This window comes from Streptomyces sp. NPDC102490 (assembly GCF_044765285.1).
GTDB lineage: Bacteria > Actinomycetota > Actinomycetes > Streptomycetales > Streptomycetaceae > Streptomyces.
In genome coordinates, this window is record NZ_JBIWJU010000002.1 from 194803 (window position 1) to 209485 (window position 14683).

13 protein-coding genes are annotated in these 14683 nt (G+C 68.0%); 6 read left to right on the plus strand and 7 right to left on the minus strand.

Translation table 11 applies throughout. The annotated features are described in order from the left end of the window. Positions 1-25: 25 nt before the first annotated feature. Positions 26-1501, minus strand: coding sequence for a replicative DNA helicase (gene dnaB, locus ACIRGB_RS04375; RefSeq protein ID WP_403858504.1), 1476 nt, complete (start codon positions 1499-1501; stop codon positions 26-28). Positions 1502-1960: 459 nt separating this feature from the next. On the opposite strand from dnaB, the gene ACIRGB_RS04380 reads away from it, so the two are divergent. Further along, complete coding sequence (locus ACIRGB_RS04380) at positions 1961-3298, plus strand: MATE family efflux transporter (protein ID WP_403858506.1); 1338 nt, start codon at positions 1961-1963, stop codon at positions 3296-3298. Positions 3299-3439: 141 nt separating this feature from the next. Here ACIRGB_RS04380 and rplI read toward each other — a convergent pair whose 3' ends face one another. The 4 genes from rplI to rpsF all read right to left on the minus strand — a co-directional run bounded on the left by rplI (position 3440) and on the right by rpsF (position 5155). Then, positions 3440-3886, minus strand: coding sequence for a 50S ribosomal protein L9 (rplI, locus tag ACIRGB_RS04385; RefSeq protein WP_003975023.1), 447 nt, complete (start codon positions 3884-3886; stop codon positions 3440-3442). Between the two features lie 18 nt (positions 3887-3904). Further along, positions 3905-4141, minus strand: a complete 237-nt coding sequence (gene rpsR / locus ACIRGB_RS04390) for a 30S ribosomal protein S18 (RefSeq protein ID WP_003949403.1) — start codon at positions 4139-4141, stop codon at positions 3905-3907. 46 nt (positions 4142-4187) lie between these two features. Continuing rightward, complete coding sequence (locus tag ACIRGB_RS04395; protein WP_052836804.1) at positions 4188-4784, minus strand: single-stranded DNA-binding protein; 597 nt, start codon at positions 4782-4784, stop codon at positions 4188-4190. A gap of 80 nt (positions 4785-4864) precedes the next feature. Continuing rightward, complete coding sequence (gene rpsF / locus ACIRGB_RS04400; protein ID WP_003975025.1) at positions 4865-5155, minus strand: 30S ribosomal protein S6; 291 nt, start codon at positions 5153-5155, stop codon at positions 4865-4867. A 275-nt stretch (positions 5156-5430) separates the two neighbouring features. On the opposite strand from rpsF, the gene ACIRGB_RS04405 reads away from it, so the two are divergent. The 3 genes from ACIRGB_RS04405 (at position 5431) to ACIRGB_RS04415 (ending at position 8088) form a co-directional block, all read left to right on the plus strand. Next, a complete protein-coding gene (locus tag ACIRGB_RS04405; RefSeq protein ID WP_403858509.1) occupies positions 5431-5736 on the plus strand; it encodes a hypothetical protein in 306 nt (101 codons plus the stop codon). Between the two features lie 137 nt (positions 5737-5873). Next, entirely contained in the window at positions 5874-6995 is a 1122-nt protein-coding gene (gene femX / locus ACIRGB_RS04410) for a peptidoglycan bridge formation glycyltransferase FemX (RefSeq protein WP_403858511.1), read from the plus strand. A 61-nt stretch (positions 6996-7056) separates the two neighbouring features. Further along, positions 7057-8088 (plus strand): alanine racemase, encoded by a 1032-nt coding sequence (locus ACIRGB_RS04415; protein ID WP_352148889.1) that lies wholly within the window; start codon positions 7057-7059, stop codon positions 8086-8088. A 76-nt stretch (positions 8089-8164) separates the two neighbouring features. Here the strand turns inward: ACIRGB_RS04415 and ACIRGB_RS04420 are convergent, their stop codons facing one another. Continuing rightward, positions 8165-9673, minus strand: coding sequence for a glycosyltransferase family 87 protein (locus tag ACIRGB_RS04420; RefSeq protein WP_403859296.1), 1509 nt, complete (start codon positions 9671-9673; stop codon positions 8165-8167). 125 nt (positions 9674-9798) lie between these two features. Next, positions 9799-12183: a transglycosylase domain-containing protein gene (locus ACIRGB_RS04425; protein WP_403858513.1), complete on the minus strand. Its 2385-nt coding sequence runs from the start codon at positions 12181-12183 to the stop codon at positions 9799-9801. A gap of 664 nt (positions 12184-12847) precedes the next feature. Here ACIRGB_RS04425 and ACIRGB_RS04430 point away from each other — a divergent pair. Both ACIRGB_RS04430 and ACIRGB_RS04435 read left to right on the plus strand, forming a co-directional pair. Next, positions 12848-13525 (plus strand): PadR family transcriptional regulator, encoded by a 678-nt coding sequence (locus ACIRGB_RS04430; RefSeq protein WP_403858515.1) that lies wholly within the window; start codon positions 12848-12850, stop codon positions 13523-13525. A gap of 44 nt (positions 13526-13569) precedes the next feature. After that, complete coding sequence (locus tag ACIRGB_RS04435) at positions 13570-14652, plus strand: inositol-3-phosphate synthase (protein WP_403858517.1); 1083 nt, start codon at positions 13570-13572, stop codon at positions 14650-14652. Positions 14653-14683 lie beyond the last annotated feature (31 nt).

Sequence of the window (14683 nt, forward strand, 5' to 3'; positions counted from 1 at the left end):
TGACCTCACCACGCCGTCCCTCGGGTCAGGTCTGGGCCATGTCCACGAAGCGCGAGTAGTGGCCCTGGAAGGCGACCGTGATGGTCGCCGTCGGGCCGTTACGGTGCTTGGCCACGATCAGGTCCGCCTCGCCCGCGCGCGGCGACTCCTTCTCGTAGGCGTCCTCGCGGTGCAGCAGGATGACCATGTCCGCGTCCTGCTCGATCGAGCCGGACTCACGCAGGTCGGACACCATGGGCTTCTTGTCGGTGCGCTGCTCCGGACCACGGTTCAGCTGGGAGAGCGCGATGACCGGGATCTCCAGCTCCTTCGCCAGGAGCTTGAGGTTGCGGGACATGTCGGAGACCTCCTGCTGACGGCTCTCGGCCCGCTTCGAACCGCCGGACTGCATCAGCTGGAGGTAGTCGATGACCACCAGCTTGAGGTCGTTGCGCTGTTTGAGACGACGGCACTTGGCGCGGATCTCCATCATCGACAGGTTCGGGGAGTCGTCGATGTAGAGCGGCGCGGCCGACACGTCGGGCATCCGGCGCGCCAGCCGGGTCCAGTCGTCGTCCGTCATCGTGCCCGACCGCATGTGGTGCAGCGCGACGCGGGCCTCGGCGGACAGCAGTCGCATCGCGATCTCGTTGCGTCCCATTTCGAGCGAGAAGATGACGCTCGGCAGATTGTTCTTGATCGAGGCGGCCCGCGCGAAGTCCAGCGCGAGGGTCGACTTACCCATCGCGGGACGTGCGGCGATGACGATCATCTGCCCGGGGTGCAGGCCGTTGGTCAGCGAATCGAAGTCCGTGAAGCCTGTCGGCACACCGGTCATCTCGCCGCTGCGCGACCCGATCGCCTCGATCTCGTCGAGCGCGCCCTCCATGATGTCGCCGAGCGGCAGGTAGTCCTCACTGGTGCGCTGCTCGGTGACGGCGTAGATCTCGGCCTGGGCGCGGTTGACGATCTCGTCGACGTCGTCGTCGGCCGCGTATCCCATCTGCGTGATCCGGGTGCCGGCCTCCACCAGGCGGCGCAGGACCGCCCGCTCGTGCACGATCTCCGCGTAGTACGCGGCGTTCGCGGCCGTCGGCACGGTCTGGACGAGGGTGTGCAGATACGAGGCGCCGCCGACCTTGTTGATCTCCCCGCGCTTGGTGAGTTCGGCGGCGATCGTGATGGGGTCGGCCGGCTCGCCCTTGGCGTAGACGTCGAGGATGGCCTGGTAGACCGTCTCGTGGGCCGGCTTGTAGAAGTCGTGCCCCTTGAGGATCTCGACCACGTCGGCGATGGCGTCCTTGGACAGGAGCATCCCACCGAGGACGGACTGCTCGGCGTCCAGGTCCTGCGGCGGCACCCGCTCGAACGCGGCGCCCCCGCCGTCCCACCCGTTGTCCGGGCCGCGCTCGTGCTGGTCGTCGCGGCTGCGGCCGCCCTCACCGCGGCGGCGGGAAGCAGGCAGACGATCACTGGGGCCGCTGTCGGCCCACGGGTCGTCCAAGGGCTCGGAAATGCTCACCGAGCCACCTCCTCCCGTCCGCCGAGCGGACCTCGCCGTGCCCCTCATTTCTACGGCACGGCACTGACAAATAAGACGCCCAACTCCGGTTCTGGCGCGTCGGTTTTATGACGGTTCACCAGCCGACGGACGGAGCGGGTGCCGGTTAACCGTAGGCCCGCGGGCACCGTCAGCCAATCTGGTTATCCACAGGCCATGTGGACGACTGGCCAGATGCTGTGGAGAACTCCGCCAAACCTGTGCACGACTCGGTGGACAGCCCTGTGAACAAGCCCGCACCTCAGCCCAGAGAACCCTTCTGAACTGCGCCTTTACCGTCCACCGCCTGTGCAGAAGAAAAACTTCCCCGGTCGGACCAAGATCACTTCGGGCCGTACCCAGAAGTGCACAGCGTGAGAGCAAACGTAAGGGTTGCCGAAGCTTTGCATCTCTTACCTGTGGACGATTAGATTGGTGCTCATGACACAGGCCCCCGCGCGCACCCGGACCGTCCGGCGCCGACACGACCGAGAGATCGTCGCGCTGGCAGTCCCGGCCTTCGGCGCGCTCGTCGCCGAGCCCCTTTTCGTCATGGCCGACAGTGCCATCGTCGGCCATCTCGGGACCGCTCAGCTCGCCGGGCTCGGCATCGCCTCGGCCCTGCTCACCACAGCCGTCAGCGTTTTCGTCTTCCTCGCCTACGCCACCACCGCGGCCGTCTCCCGGCGCGTCGGCGCGGGGGACCTGCAAGCAGCGATCCGCCAGGGGATGGACGGCATCTGGCTCGCCCTGCTGCTCGGCGCCGCCGTCATAGCAGTCGTTCTGCCCACGGCCCCCTCCCTCGTGGAGCTCTTCGGCGCCTCCGAGACCGCGGCCCCCTATGCCATCACCTATCTGCGGATCTCCGCCCTCGGCATCCCCGCCATGCTCGTCGTGCTCGCCTCGACCGGTGTACTGAGGGGGTTGCAGAACACCCGGACCCCTCTCTACGTGGCCGTGGCCGGCTTCGTCGCCAACGCCGTCCTCAATGTCGTGCTCGTCTACGGCGCCGGACTCGGCATCGCGGGTTCCGCCTGGGGCACCGTCATCGCTCAGTGCGGCATGGCCGCCGTCTACCTGTGGGTGGTCGTCCGCGGAGCCCGACGGCACGGCGCCTCCCTGCGCCCGGACGTGGCTGGCATCAGGGCTTCCGCCCAGGCCGGGATGCCGCTGCTCGTGCGCACCCTCTCGTTGCGGGCCATTCTCATGATCGCGACGGCCGTGGCGGCCCGGCTCGGCGACGCCGACATCGCCGCGCATCAGATCGTCCTGTCCCTGTGGAGCCTGCTCGCCTTCGCTCTCGACGCCATCGCCATCGCCGGGCAGGCCATCATCGGGCGATATCTGGGCGCGGACGACGCCCAGGGCGCACGAGAGGCGTGCCGCAGGATGGTGGAGTGGGGCGTCGCCGTCGGGGTCGTACTGGGTCTGCTCGTGGTGCTGTCCCGTCCGGTGTTCCTGCCCCTGTTCACCGGCGATTCCATGGTCAAGGACGCCGCGCTGCCCGCGCTGGTGATCGTGGCCGTCGCCCAGCCGATCTGCGGCGTGGTCTACGTCCTGGACGGTGTCCTCATGGGCGCGGGCGACGGTCCCTACCTTGCCTGGGCCATGCTGCTGACCCTGGTGGTCTTCACTCCCGCGGCGCTTCTCGTCCCGACGCTCGGCGGTGGGCTCACCGCCCTGTGGGCGGCCATGACGCTGATGATGGCGATGCGTCTGGTGACGCTGTGGCTGCGTACCCGGTCGGGTCGCTGGATCGTCACGGGCGCGACGCGCTGACCGTTTCACGTGAAACGAGAGAGGCGACGTTCCACGTGAAACACGGCCGCGAACCAGCACGGCCACGAGCACGGACACGAAGAGGGGCCGCATCTCCGACGGGAGATGCGGCCCCTCTCATCGCTTCAGCGAGAGCAGTGCTCAGGCAGCGACGACCTCGATGCTGACCTTGGCGTCAACCTCGGGGTGCAGACGCACGGACGTCTCGTGGGCGCCCAGGGTCTTGATCGGCGAGCCCAGCTCGATGCGGCGCTTGTCGACCTCGGGACCACCGGCGGCCTTGATCGCCGAAGCGACGTCGGCCGGGGTGACGGAGCCGAAGAGACGACCGGCGTCGCCGGAGCGGACGGCCAGACGGACCTTCACACCCTCGAGCTGGGCCTTCACCTGGTTGGCCTGCTCGATGGTCTGGATCTCGTGGATCTTGCGAGCGCGACGGATCTGCTCGACGTCCTTCTCGCCACCCTTGGTCCAGCGGATCGCGAACTTCCGCGGGATCAGGTAGTTGCGAGCGTAACCGTCCTTGACGTCGACGACGTCGCCCGCGGCACCGAGGCCGGAGACCTCGTGGGTGAGGATGATCTTCATGTTTCGGTCACCCTTCCCTTATCGCGCGGTGGAGGTGTAGGGCAGCAGCGCCATCTCACGGCTGTTCTTCACGGCCGTGGCGACGTCACGCTGGTGCTGGGTGCAGTTGCCGGTCACGCGGCGGGCACGGATCTTGCCGCGGTCGGAAATGAACTTCCGCAGCATGTTCGTGTCCTTGTAGTCCACGTACGTGACCTTGTCCTTGCAGAATGCGCAGACCTTCTTCTTCGGCTTGCGCACAGGCGGCTTAGCCATGATGTTTCTCCTGTGTGATCAAGAAGTGTGGGTAGAGCCCGTTCCCTTAGAAGGGGGGCTCGTCCGAGTAGCCGCCACCGCCGCCGGAGCCACCGCCCCAGCCGCCGCCACCCTGGCCGCCACCGCCCTGCTGGCCACCGGCGGGAGCACCACCGGTCGCCCAGGGGTCGTCGGCCGGAGCGCCGCCGCCCTGCTGGCCGCCACCGGGGCCGCCGCCCCAGCCGCCGCCACCCTGGCCGCCACCGCCGCCGTAACCGCCCTGGCCTCCGCGACCCTGGCCCGAGGTCTTGGTGACCTTGGCCGTGGCGTTGCGCAGGCTGGCGCCGACCTCGTCGACGTCCAGCTCGTAGACCGTGCGCTTGACGCCCTCACGGTCCTCGTAGGACCGCTGCTTCAGCCGGCCCTGCACGATGACGCGCATGCCTCGCTGGAGCGACTCGGCGACGTTCTCCGCCGCCTGGCGCCAGACCGAGCAGGTGAGGAAGAGGCTTTCGCCGTCCTTCCACTCGTTCGTCTGGCGGTCGAAGGTGCGGGGAGTCGACGCGACGCGGAACTTCGCGACGGCCGCACCGGACGGGGTGAAGCGCAGCTCGGGGTCGTCGACAAGATTGCCGACGACCGTGATGACGGTCTCGCCTGCCATGGGGAACCTCTCGGCGGGTTTGCTGCTCTGGCTGCTTGGTTGCTGCTACTCGAATCCCGGGATCAGCTGAGCGGGAAGGCTCAGTGCATCTCGGGACGGAGGACCTTGGTCCGGAGGACCGACTCGTTCAGGTTCATCTGGCGGTCGAGCTCCTTGACGACCGCAGGCTCGGCCTGCAGGTCGATGACCGAGTAGATGCCCTCGGGCTTCTTCTTGATCTCGTACGAGAGACGACGACGGCCCCAGGTGTCGACCTTCTCGACCTTTCCGCCGCCGTCACGGACGACAGAGAGGAAATTCTCGATCAGCGGGGAGACAGAGCGCTCCTCGAGATCGGGGTCGAGGATGACCATCACCTCGTAGTGACGCATGTGGAACCCACCTCCTTTGGACTCAACGGCCACGGTCGTTCCGTGGCAGGAGGGTTGCGATGCGTTCGCACCGGCATCAACGAGTAAACCAGGACCCACTGACAATCGGGCCTCCTGCGAGGAGGCGGCCCGGGCGTGGGCGGCTACAGACACCGGTGCGGAAGGTACAGCGTACCCGGCTGTCGCCCTGCGGTTGAAATCCGGCCCCGAGGGGACACAATCGGTACTCAGGGATGTGAGGGCGCACACACACTGCCTTCGGCAGGAGGTTCTCCATGGCACAGATCATGCGACCCGCCAAGCCCCGGACCGGCCTGCTAGCCACCGACGGCAAACGACACCCCCTCCAGGACGCGCTCCTCGCGGTGACCGTGGTGCTGGGAGTGCTCGCCCTGGCCACCGCGAGCTTCCGCGGGCTGCACGTCCTGACCTCCTGGGCGGGGCTGCTCGGGGTACTGACCGGTGGATACGGTCAGTACGTGTCCGAGACGACACGGGAGCGCTTCGGCCTGGTACTGGGACTCGGCGCCTGCGCACTCGGTCTGTTCTTCGGCATCTACCACGGCGGGCTCGTCGGCTGATCCACGCCGCCGGCCGCCCGCCGGACGAGCCCTTCCGGCCGTACGCCGGACGGGGCGCTCACAGGGCGCAGTAGGCTTCGCGCGAGAGCCGGAGCCCCTGTACCCATGGGGACACACCAGCCCGAGGAGCGCCCCGAATGAGCCTGACCCTGAGGACCATCAGTCGCGAGCAGCATCTGGCGTACATCCAGAGCCTGCCGGCGGCGAGTCACATGCAGGTCCCGGCATGGGCGGACGTCAAGGCGGAATGGCGCTCGGAGAACCTCGGCTGGTTCGACGACCGGACCGGTGAGCTGGTCGGCGTGGGTCTCGTCCTCTACCGGCAGCTGCCCAAGATCAAGCGCTACCTCGCCTACCTCCCCGAGGGCCCGGTCATCAACTGGTTCGCGCCGAACCTCCAGGACTGGATGGAGCCGATGCTGGCGCACCTCAAGCAGCAGGGCGCCTTCTCCGTGAAGATGGGCCCGCCGGTGATCATCCGGCGCTGGGACGCGACGTCCATCAAGAAGGGCATCCAGGACCCCGACGTCAAGCGCCTGCGGGACATAGAGGCGGACCACATCGAGCCGCGCGCCTTCGAGGTGGCCGACAAGCTGCGCCGCATGGGCTGGCAGCAGGGCGAGGACGGCGGCGCCGGCTTCGGTGACGTACAGCCCCGCTACGTCTTCCAGGTACCGCTGGCCAACCGCTCCCTGGAAGAGGTCCACAAGAACTTCAACCAGCTGTGGCGCCGCAACATCAAGAAGGCCGAGAAGGCCGGCGTCGAGGTCGTCCAGGGCGGCTACCACGACCTCGAGGAGTGGCAGCGCCTGTACGAGATCACGGCCGTGCGCGACCACTTCCGGCCGCGTCCGCTGTCGTACTTCCAGCGCATGTGGTCGGCCCTCAACAGCGAGGACCCCAACCGCATGCGGCTGTACTTCGCCCGGCACAACGGGGTGAACCTGTCGGCGGCGACCATGCTGGTCGTCGGCGGGCACGTCTGGTACTCCTACGGCGCCTCCGACAACATCGGCCGCGAGGTCCGGCCGTCGAACGCCATGCAGTGGGCCATGCTCCGCGACTCCTACGCGCTGGGTGCCACCGTCTACGACCTGCGCGGCATCTCCGACTCGCTGGACGAGAGCGACCACCTCTTCGGCCTGATCCAGTTCAAGGTGGGTACGGGCGGCCAGGCTGCCGAGTACCTCGGCGAGTGGGACTTCCCGCTGAACAAGCTGCTCCACAAGGCGCTCGACATCTACATGTCGCGCCGCTGACCGCACCGACCGTCCCCGATCCGCACCTCTGACAGCCACCAGAAAGGTTCCAGGTCCGGCCATGGCGCTCACGCTCTACGTCGACACCGCGCGCTGGCGGGCGCACCACAAGCACGTGCAGGAGCAGTTCCCCGGGCTGGTCCCGGTCTGCAAGGGCAACGGCTACGGATTCGGCCACGAGCGGCTGGCGGAGGAGGCCACGCGGCTGGGCTCGGACGTGCTGGCCGTCGGCACCACCTACGAGGCCGCCCGCATCAAGGACTTCTTCGGCGGCGACCTGCTGGTTCTGACGCCGTACCGGCGCGGTGAGGAACCCGTACCGCTGCCCGACCGGGTCGTGCGCTCGGTGTCCTCCATCGACGGCGTGTACGGCCTGGTGGGCGCGCGCGTGGTCATCGAGGTGATGTCCTCGATGAAGCGGCACGGCATCAGCGAGCAGGACCTGCCGCAGCTGCACGCCGCCATAGAGAACGTCCGGCTGGAGGGCTTCGCCATCCACCTGCCGCTGGACCGTACCGACGGCTCGGACGCCGTCGAGGAGGTCATCGGCTGGATGGACCGGCTGCGCGCGGCCCGGCTGCCGCTGCACACCATGTTCGTCAGCCATCTCAAGGCCGACGAACTGGCCCGGCTCCAGCAGCAGTTCCCGCAGACCCGCTTCCGCGCCCGGATCGGGACCCGGCTGTGGCTGGGGGACCACGAGGCCACCGAGTACCGCGGTGCGGTCCTGGACGTCACGCGTGTGGTGAAGGGCGAGCGTTTCGGTTACCGGCAGCAGAAGGCCGCCTCGGACGGCTTCCTGGTGGTCGTGGCGGGCGGTACGTCGCACGGGGTGGGGCTGGAGGCTCCGAAGGCGCTGCACGGCGTCATGCCGCGCGCCAAGGGGGTCGCCCGGGCCGGCCTGGCCACGGTCAACCGGAATCTCTCGCCGTTCGTCTGGAGCGGCAAGCAGCGCTGGTTCGCGGAGCCGCCGCACATGCAGGTGTCGATCCTGTTCGTGCCCTCGGACGCGTCGGAACCCAAGGTGGGTGACGAGCTGGTGGCCCATCTGCGGCACACCACCACGCAGTTCGACCGCATCCTCGACCGCTAGCGAGCGGAGCCGTACCCGCGAGAAGGCCGTACACGACGTCTTCGTGATCCTCGTGTGCGGCCTTTCCCGCGTTCACTCAGAGCGAACCGTTCGGCTGCCGTCCCTTGCCCCAGTGCACCTGAGGCCCTTCGACGTGGGCCACGGGCTGCTCGGTCCGGGCCGCGGGGCCCAGGACGAAGACGTCCTCCGCGCCGTCCAGCACACCGCCCGAGGGGTCGTCGTCGCCCGTCCGCCGGACCGGGTCCCTGTCCGGCATCAGGATGTCGCGCACCACCATGGCGCAGAGGAACAGCGTTCCCAGCAGGTGCAGGCCGATGGCCCAGTGGTAGCCGTCCGTGGGCAGACCCTTGTGGGCGTCGCCGCTGGTCGTGTACGCGAGGTACATCCAGATGCCGAGGAAGTAGGCCACCTCGCACGCCTGCCAGATCAGGAAGTCCCGCCACTTCGGCCGGGCCAGCGCGGCCAGCGGCACCAGCCAGAGCACGTACTGCGGTGAGTAGACCTTGTTGGTCAGGATGAACGCCGCGACGATCAGGAAGGCGAGCTGCGCGAACCGCGGCCGCCGGGGTGCGGTCAGTGTGAGGGCCGCGACGGCGCCGCAGCACAGCAGCATGAGAAGCGTGGCGAGGGTGTTGACGGTCTCGGTGCTGAGCGGGTGGTCGGAGTTCTGCCCCAGGATCAGCCAGAAGGACCCGAAGTCCACGCCGCGTTCCTGACTGAACGTGTAGAACTTCGACCAGCCGTCGAAGGCGTAGAGCATCACCGGCAGGTTCACCACGAGCCAGGCACCGGCCGCGCCTGCCAGCGCTGTTCCGAACGCCCGCCATTGGCCCGCGCGCCAGCACAGGACGAGCAGGGGGCCGAGGATCAGGAAGGGATAGAGCTTGGCGGCCGTGGCCAGTCCCAGCAGCACACCGAAGGCCAGCGGACGCTCCCGGGACCACATGAGGACGGCGGCGGCCGTCAGGGCGACCGCCAGCAGGTCCCAGTTGACGGTGGCGGTCAGTGCGAAGGCGGGGGCCAGGGCGATCAGCAGGCCGTCCCAGGGGCGCCGGGTGTGGGTGCGGGTCACACAGATCGCGATCACGACCGCACAGACCATGAGCATCCCGGCGTTGACCATCCAGTACCACTGCTCCTGGTCCTGGATGGTGCCGCTGCCCGGCGTGAGCCAGGACGCGACCTCCATGAACAGGCCGGTCAGCACGGGGTACTCCAGGTACTCCATGTCACCGGGGAGCTTGTCGAAGTACGGCACGAGCCCGTCGACGAATCCGCGGCCCTGGTAGAGGTGCGGGATGTCCGAGTAGCACGCATGCGTGTACTGGGAGCTGGCTCCGAAGAACCAGGCACCGTTGTAGCAGGGCGCTTTCTGGACCAGTCCTAGGGCGAACATGCCGATCGTCACGAGCGCGATCACCCGCACGGGGGTCCACCAGGATGTGCCGAGCAGGGCGCGTCGGCCCAGGGGACCGCCGATCAGCTCGCTGCCGGCTGCGGCGACCGTGTCCTCCCTGGTCGGCCGCACCGGGTCCGGCTCGTGCGCGCTCGCTGGCGTCGATTCTGCACTGGGCATGGGGCACATCCTGCCGTACGCGCCTGGGAACACGCCGGGGCCGCCGCACCCTCGTGGATGCGGCGGCCCCTGTTTCACGTGAAACGTGCGGGCGTTTCACGTGAAACGCCCCTTCTCGGCGACTGCGGAACCGGCTAGCCGTTCGGGCCCAAGATGGTGTTGCCCCGGGGGTTTCCGCTGCTGTCGCCGTCTCCCTCCGTCTCGCTGGCCGAGGGTGAGGGCGACAGGCTTCCCTCCGAGCCGCCTGGGCCGGCGCCCCCGTTGCCGTTGCCGGCGTTGTTCCCGTCGTCGCAGTTCCAGTCCCAGACACCGCAGGTCTCGCTCGCGGACGGTGACGGGCTGGGCCCTGTGTCACTGGGCGACGGCGACGGCGAGGGGCTGGTCTCCTCGGTCTCGGAAGCAGAGGGCGAGGGGGAGGGCGTGGGGGTCGGCGGCGGGGTGTCGTTGATGACCTCGCCGATGGGCTCCGGCTTCGGGAACTTCTCCACCTTCATGCCCTTGACCGCGTCGGACATGTAGTCCTGCCAGATCGTGGACGGGAAGGAAGCACCGTGGATCTTCTTCTCGCCACCGGTGCCGAACATCTCCAGGAACGTGCGGTCCTTGATGGTCTCGTCGTCCGGGTAGCGGTACATGCTGATCGCGGTCGACAGCTGCGGGGTGTAGCCGACGAACCAGGCGGACTTGTTGCCGTCGGTGGTACCGGTCTTGCCGGCCACCTCACGACCGGGCAGCTGGGCGTTGGAGCCCGTTCCCTTTTCGACGACGGTCTTCAGGACGTCCGTCACGTTGTCCGCGACCTTCGCCGTGAACGCCTGCTTCTCCTCGACCTTGTGCGTGTAGAGCGTGCCGTCCTTGCTCGTCACCTTCGTGACGGAGTACGGCTCGCGCTGCTTGCCGCTGTCCGCGAAGGTGGCGTACGCGCCCGCCATGCGGATGGCGCTCGGGTCCGAGACACCGATGGAGAAGGACGGGTAGCCGGAGCCGGCCAGGCTGCTCTCCAGGAGCCCCGCGTCCACGGCGGACTCCTTCACCTTGTCCAGGCCGACGTCCATGCCGAGCTGCACGAAGGCGGAGTTCACCGACTCCCGCATCGCCTCACGGAGGTCGATCTTGTAGTCCGGCGGGCTACCGACGTCGTCCTGGCCGTCGTTCTCCTGACGCCACTGCTCGCCCTTCTCGTTCTCCCAGATCGACCCGTCATAGTTGTTGATCTTGAGGTCGTTCTTGCCGCTGTAGAGGCTCTTCGGGGAGACGACAGTGCGCTCGTCCTGGGCCTGGACCGGCCCGAGGTCCGGGTCGCGCACACCCCACTTCATCGCGGCCGCGAGCACGAACGGCTTGAACGTCGAACCGACCTGGGCACCGGTCACGTCGGCGTTGTTGGTGAAGTGCTTGGTGGCGTCCTCACCGCCGTAGATGGCCTTGATCGCCCCGGTCTGGGTGTCGATCGAGGCGCCGCCGAACTGGACGTCGGTGTCCGTCTTGGGGCGCTTCTTGGGGTCGATCTTCTCCTTGTAGACCTTCTGGACCGCCTTCTCGAGCTCGTCGACCTTCTTCTTCTCGAAGGTCGTGTAGATCGAGTAGCCGCCCTTCTCCAGCTGCTGCTCCGACACCGCGCCGCTCTTGACCACGGAGGCCTGGGCGAGCCTGACGAGGTAGCCGATCTGGCCGCCCAGCTTCGCGTTCGACTGCGGGTTCTGCGTGGTGGGGAGCTCGGTGTACTTGGCCCGTTCCGCCTGGCTCAGATGCCCGTACTCCACCATCTTGTCGAGGGTGTCCTGCATCTGGGAGAGGGCCCGCTTCTTGTTGGCCTCGGGCGTGGCCGCCGCGTCGATACCGATCGAGCCCGCCGGGTCGTAGTAGGTGGCGCCCTTGAGCACCGACGACAGGAAGGCGCACTGCCCCGGGTTGAGGTCGACGGCGTCGACGTTGAAGTACGCCCGTGCGGCGGCCTGGATGCCGTAGGCGCCGCGGCCGTAGTAGGCGGAGTTCAGGTAGCCCTCGAGGATCTTGTCCTTCGGCTCCTCGGCACCGACCTTGATCGAGACGAAGATCTCCTTCACCTTGCGGGAGATCGTCTGCGACTGGTCGTTGAGCATCGCGTTCTTCACGTACTGCTGGGTGATGGTGGAGCCACCCTGCGTCTCACCGCCCTTGGCCATGTTGAACACGGCCCGGGCGATGCCCTTGGGGTCGATGCCGCTGTCGGAGTAGAACGTCTTGTTCTCCTGCGAGATGACGGCGTTGCGCATCGCCTTGGGGATCTGCGAGAGATTGACGCTCTGGCGGTTGCGGTCACCGCCCGTGGCCACCATCTGGGTGTTGTCGGCCCAGTAGTAGACGTTGTTCTGCGCCGTGGCGGAATCGTCGACGACCGGAACGCTCACCATGGCGTACGCGAGGCCGGCGGCACCGACCAGGCAGCCGATGAACGCGATGCACAGCCCGGAGACGAGCCTCCAGGACGGCACCCAGCGGTGCCACCCGTCCTTGTCGCGGCGCGGGTAGTCGATCATCCGCTTCTTGCCGGGCGCCGCGGCGCGGCCCCGCCCGGGCCCTGCCGAGCCGCCGGGTGCCCCTCGCCGGCCACCGCGGCCCGGATCGGCCGCTCTGCGACGGCCACCCCCGCTCCGCTGTGCCGCGCGCCGGGCCTCGGCGCGGCTCCCGTACGCACGCTCCTCGTTCTCCGGACCGTACGAGCCGGACGGAGACCCTGTGGCGCCTCGCGGTGCCGCACGGCGGCCGGAGGACGAGCCGGACTGACCGCGTCGGGCCGCGGCACGTCCGCCTCCCTGCGGCTGCGGCGGTTTGCGACGGTGCTCGCTCATCGAACGACTACTCCTCGGGCAGGCGCACCTTTGCGCGCCTGGTAAAGGCGGCTGGTTTCCGGTCCCCCCGAAGTACGGATGCGGCCCCTTCCGCATTCACCCGTACTGCACCGGGGACAGGGACGCCCCCAGACGCCACTCGGTTCCCGGTGGTTTGCATGGCGCACACACTACGCACCGTCAAAACCCCCGCGGCCCGAAGTTCACCTCAAATCAGGCAACTTGCTCGCGATGAAACCCTGATGTGATCCCGTTCACCAGTTCCCCTCTTGTCGCACGCATCAGCACGTTCTATCGTGCTGATGTATCGACTCGATACATCAGCGCGGCATAAGGGCGAGAGGAGGCGACGATGAGCCGGAGATCCGGCATCCTCGAGTTCGCCGTACTCGGCCTGCTCCGCGAGTCCCCGATGCACGGCTACGAGCTGCGTAAACGGCTCAACACGTCACTGGGTGTGTTCCGGGCGTTCAGCTACGGGACGCTCTACCCCTGCCTCAAGACGCTGGTCGCCAACGGCTGGTTGATCGAGGAACCGGGGAACGTCGGCGAGGCCGCCGCTTCCCTCACGGGACGCCGCGCCAAGATCGTCTACCGGTTGACGGCCGACGGCAAGGAACATTTCGAGGAGCTCCTCTCCCAGACGGGCCCGGACGCGTACGAGGACGAGACCTTCGCCGCTCGCTTCGCGTTCTTCGGCCAGACGTCGCGAGACGTACGCATGCGCGTGCTCGAGGGCCGGCGCAGTCGGCTGGAGGAGCGCCTGGAGAAGATGCGGGCCTCCCTGGCCCGCACCCGGGAGCGACTCGACGACTACACGCTTGAGCTTCAGCGCCACGGAATGGAGTCCGTGGAGCGCGAAGTGCGCTGGCTGAACGAGCTCATCGAGAGCGAGCGGGCGGGGCGGGACCTGAGGGGTTCCGCCGCCGAGGGGACCGCTCAACAGGACACGACATATGGAGCGACGGGCGGCCTGCCCCGGCCGGGGGACGACCCCCGGCCGGATACGCCCGGCGACACCGCCACGTGAGCGCCCAGTCAGGGCCTCACTCGTACACACAGGGAGCAACCGGAATGGGTTCGGTTCGCGTAGCCATCGTCGGTGTGGGCAACTGCGCCGCATCGCTGGTGCAGGGCGTCGAGTACTACAAGGACGCCGACCCGGCGGCCAAGGTCCCCGGACTGATGCACGTCCAGTTCGGCGACTACCACGTCAGTGACATCGAGTTCGTCGCCGCCTTCGACGTGGACGCCAAGAAGGTCGGCCTGGACCTCGCGGACGCCATCGGCGCCTCCGAGAACAACACCATCAAGATCTGCGACGTGCCGAACACCGGCGTCCAGGTCCAGCGCGGCCACACGCACGACGGTCTCGGCAAGTACTACCGCGAGACCATCGAGGAGTCCGCCGAGGCGCCGGTCGACATCGTGCAGGTCCTCAAGGACAAGCAGGTCGACGTGCTCGTCTGCTACCTGCCCGTCGGTTCCGAGGTCGCGGCGAAGTTCTACGCCCAGTGCGCCATCGACGCCAAGGTCGCCTTCGTCAACGCCCTCCCGGTCTTCATCGCCGGCACCAAGGAGTGGGCGGACAAGTTCACCGAGGCGGGCGTCCCGATCGTCGGCGACGACATCAAGTCGCAGGTCGGCGCCACCATCACGCACCGCGTCATGGCGAAGCTGTTCGAGGACCGGGGCGTCGTCCTGGACCGCACGATGCAGCTGAACGTCGGCGGCAACATGGACTTCAAGAACATGCTCGAGCGCGAGCGCCTGGAGTCCAAGAAGATCTCCAAGACGCAGGCCGTCACCTCCCAGATCCCCGACCGCGACCTGGGTGCGGACAACGTCCACATCGGCCCGTCCGACTACGTCGCCTGGCTGGACGACCGCAAGTGGGCCTACGTCCGCCTCGAGGGCCGCGCCTTCGGTGACGTTCCGCTGAACCTGGAGTACAAGCTCGAGGTCTGGGACTCCCCGAACTCGGCCGGTGTCATCATCGACGCCCTGCGCGCCGCGAAGATCGCCAAGGACCGCGGCATCGGCGGCCCGATCCTGTCGGCGTCGAGCTACTTCATGAAGTCCCCGCCGGTCCAGTACTTCGACGACGAGGCCCGCGCCAACGTCGAGAAGTTCATCGCGGGCGAGGTCGAGCGCTGAGCAGCCGCTGACCCCGGTCTGCCGAGGGTCC

What these genes read in the sequence shown, in the direction of transcription:
- ACIRGB_RS04380 (WP_403858506.1), top strand. Translation starts at nt 1,961, where the DNA reads ATGACACAGGCCCCCGCGCGCACCCGGACCGTCCGGCGCCGACACGAC.
- rplI (WP_003975023.1), bottom strand. Translation starts at nt 3,886, where the DNA reads ATGAAGATCATCCTCACCCACGAGGTCTCCGGCCTCGGTGCCGCGGGC.
- rpsR (WP_003949403.1), bottom strand. Translation starts at nt 4,141, where the DNA reads ATGGCTAAGCCGCCTGTGCGCAAGCCGAAGAAGAAGGTCTGCGCATTC.
- ACIRGB_RS04395 (WP_052836804.1), bottom strand. Translation starts at nt 4,784, where the DNA reads ATGGCAGGCGAGACCGTCATCACGGTCGTCGGCAATCTTGTCGACGAC.
- rpsF (WP_003975025.1), bottom strand. Translation starts at nt 5,155, where the DNA reads ATGCGTCACTACGAGGTGATGGTCATCCTCGACCCCGATCTCGAGGAG.
- ACIRGB_RS04405 (WP_403858509.1), top strand. Translation starts at nt 5,431, where the DNA reads ATGGCACAGATCATGCGACCCGCCAAGCCCCGGACCGGCCTGCTAGCC.
- femX (WP_403858511.1), top strand. Translation starts at nt 5,874, where the DNA reads ATGAGCCTGACCCTGAGGACCATCAGTCGCGAGCAGCATCTGGCGTAC.
- ACIRGB_RS04415 (WP_352148889.1), top strand. Translation starts at nt 7,057, where the DNA reads ATGGCGCTCACGCTCTACGTCGACACCGCGCGCTGGCGGGCGCACCAC.
- ACIRGB_RS04420 (WP_403859296.1), bottom strand. Translation starts at nt 9,673, where the DNA reads ATGTGCCCCATGCCCAGTGCAGAATCGACGCCAGCGAGCGCGCACGAG.
- ACIRGB_RS04425 (WP_403858513.1), bottom strand. Translation starts at nt 12,183, where the DNA reads ATGATCGACTACCCGCGCCGCGACAAGGACGGGTGGCACCGCTGGGTG.
- ACIRGB_RS04430 (WP_403858515.1), top strand. Translation starts at nt 12,848, where the DNA reads ATGAGCCGGAGATCCGGCATCCTCGAGTTCGCCGTACTCGGCCTGCTC.
- ACIRGB_RS04435 (WP_403858517.1), top strand. Translation starts at nt 13,570, where the DNA reads ATGGGTTCGGTTCGCGTAGCCATCGTCGGTGTGGGCAACTGCGCCGCA.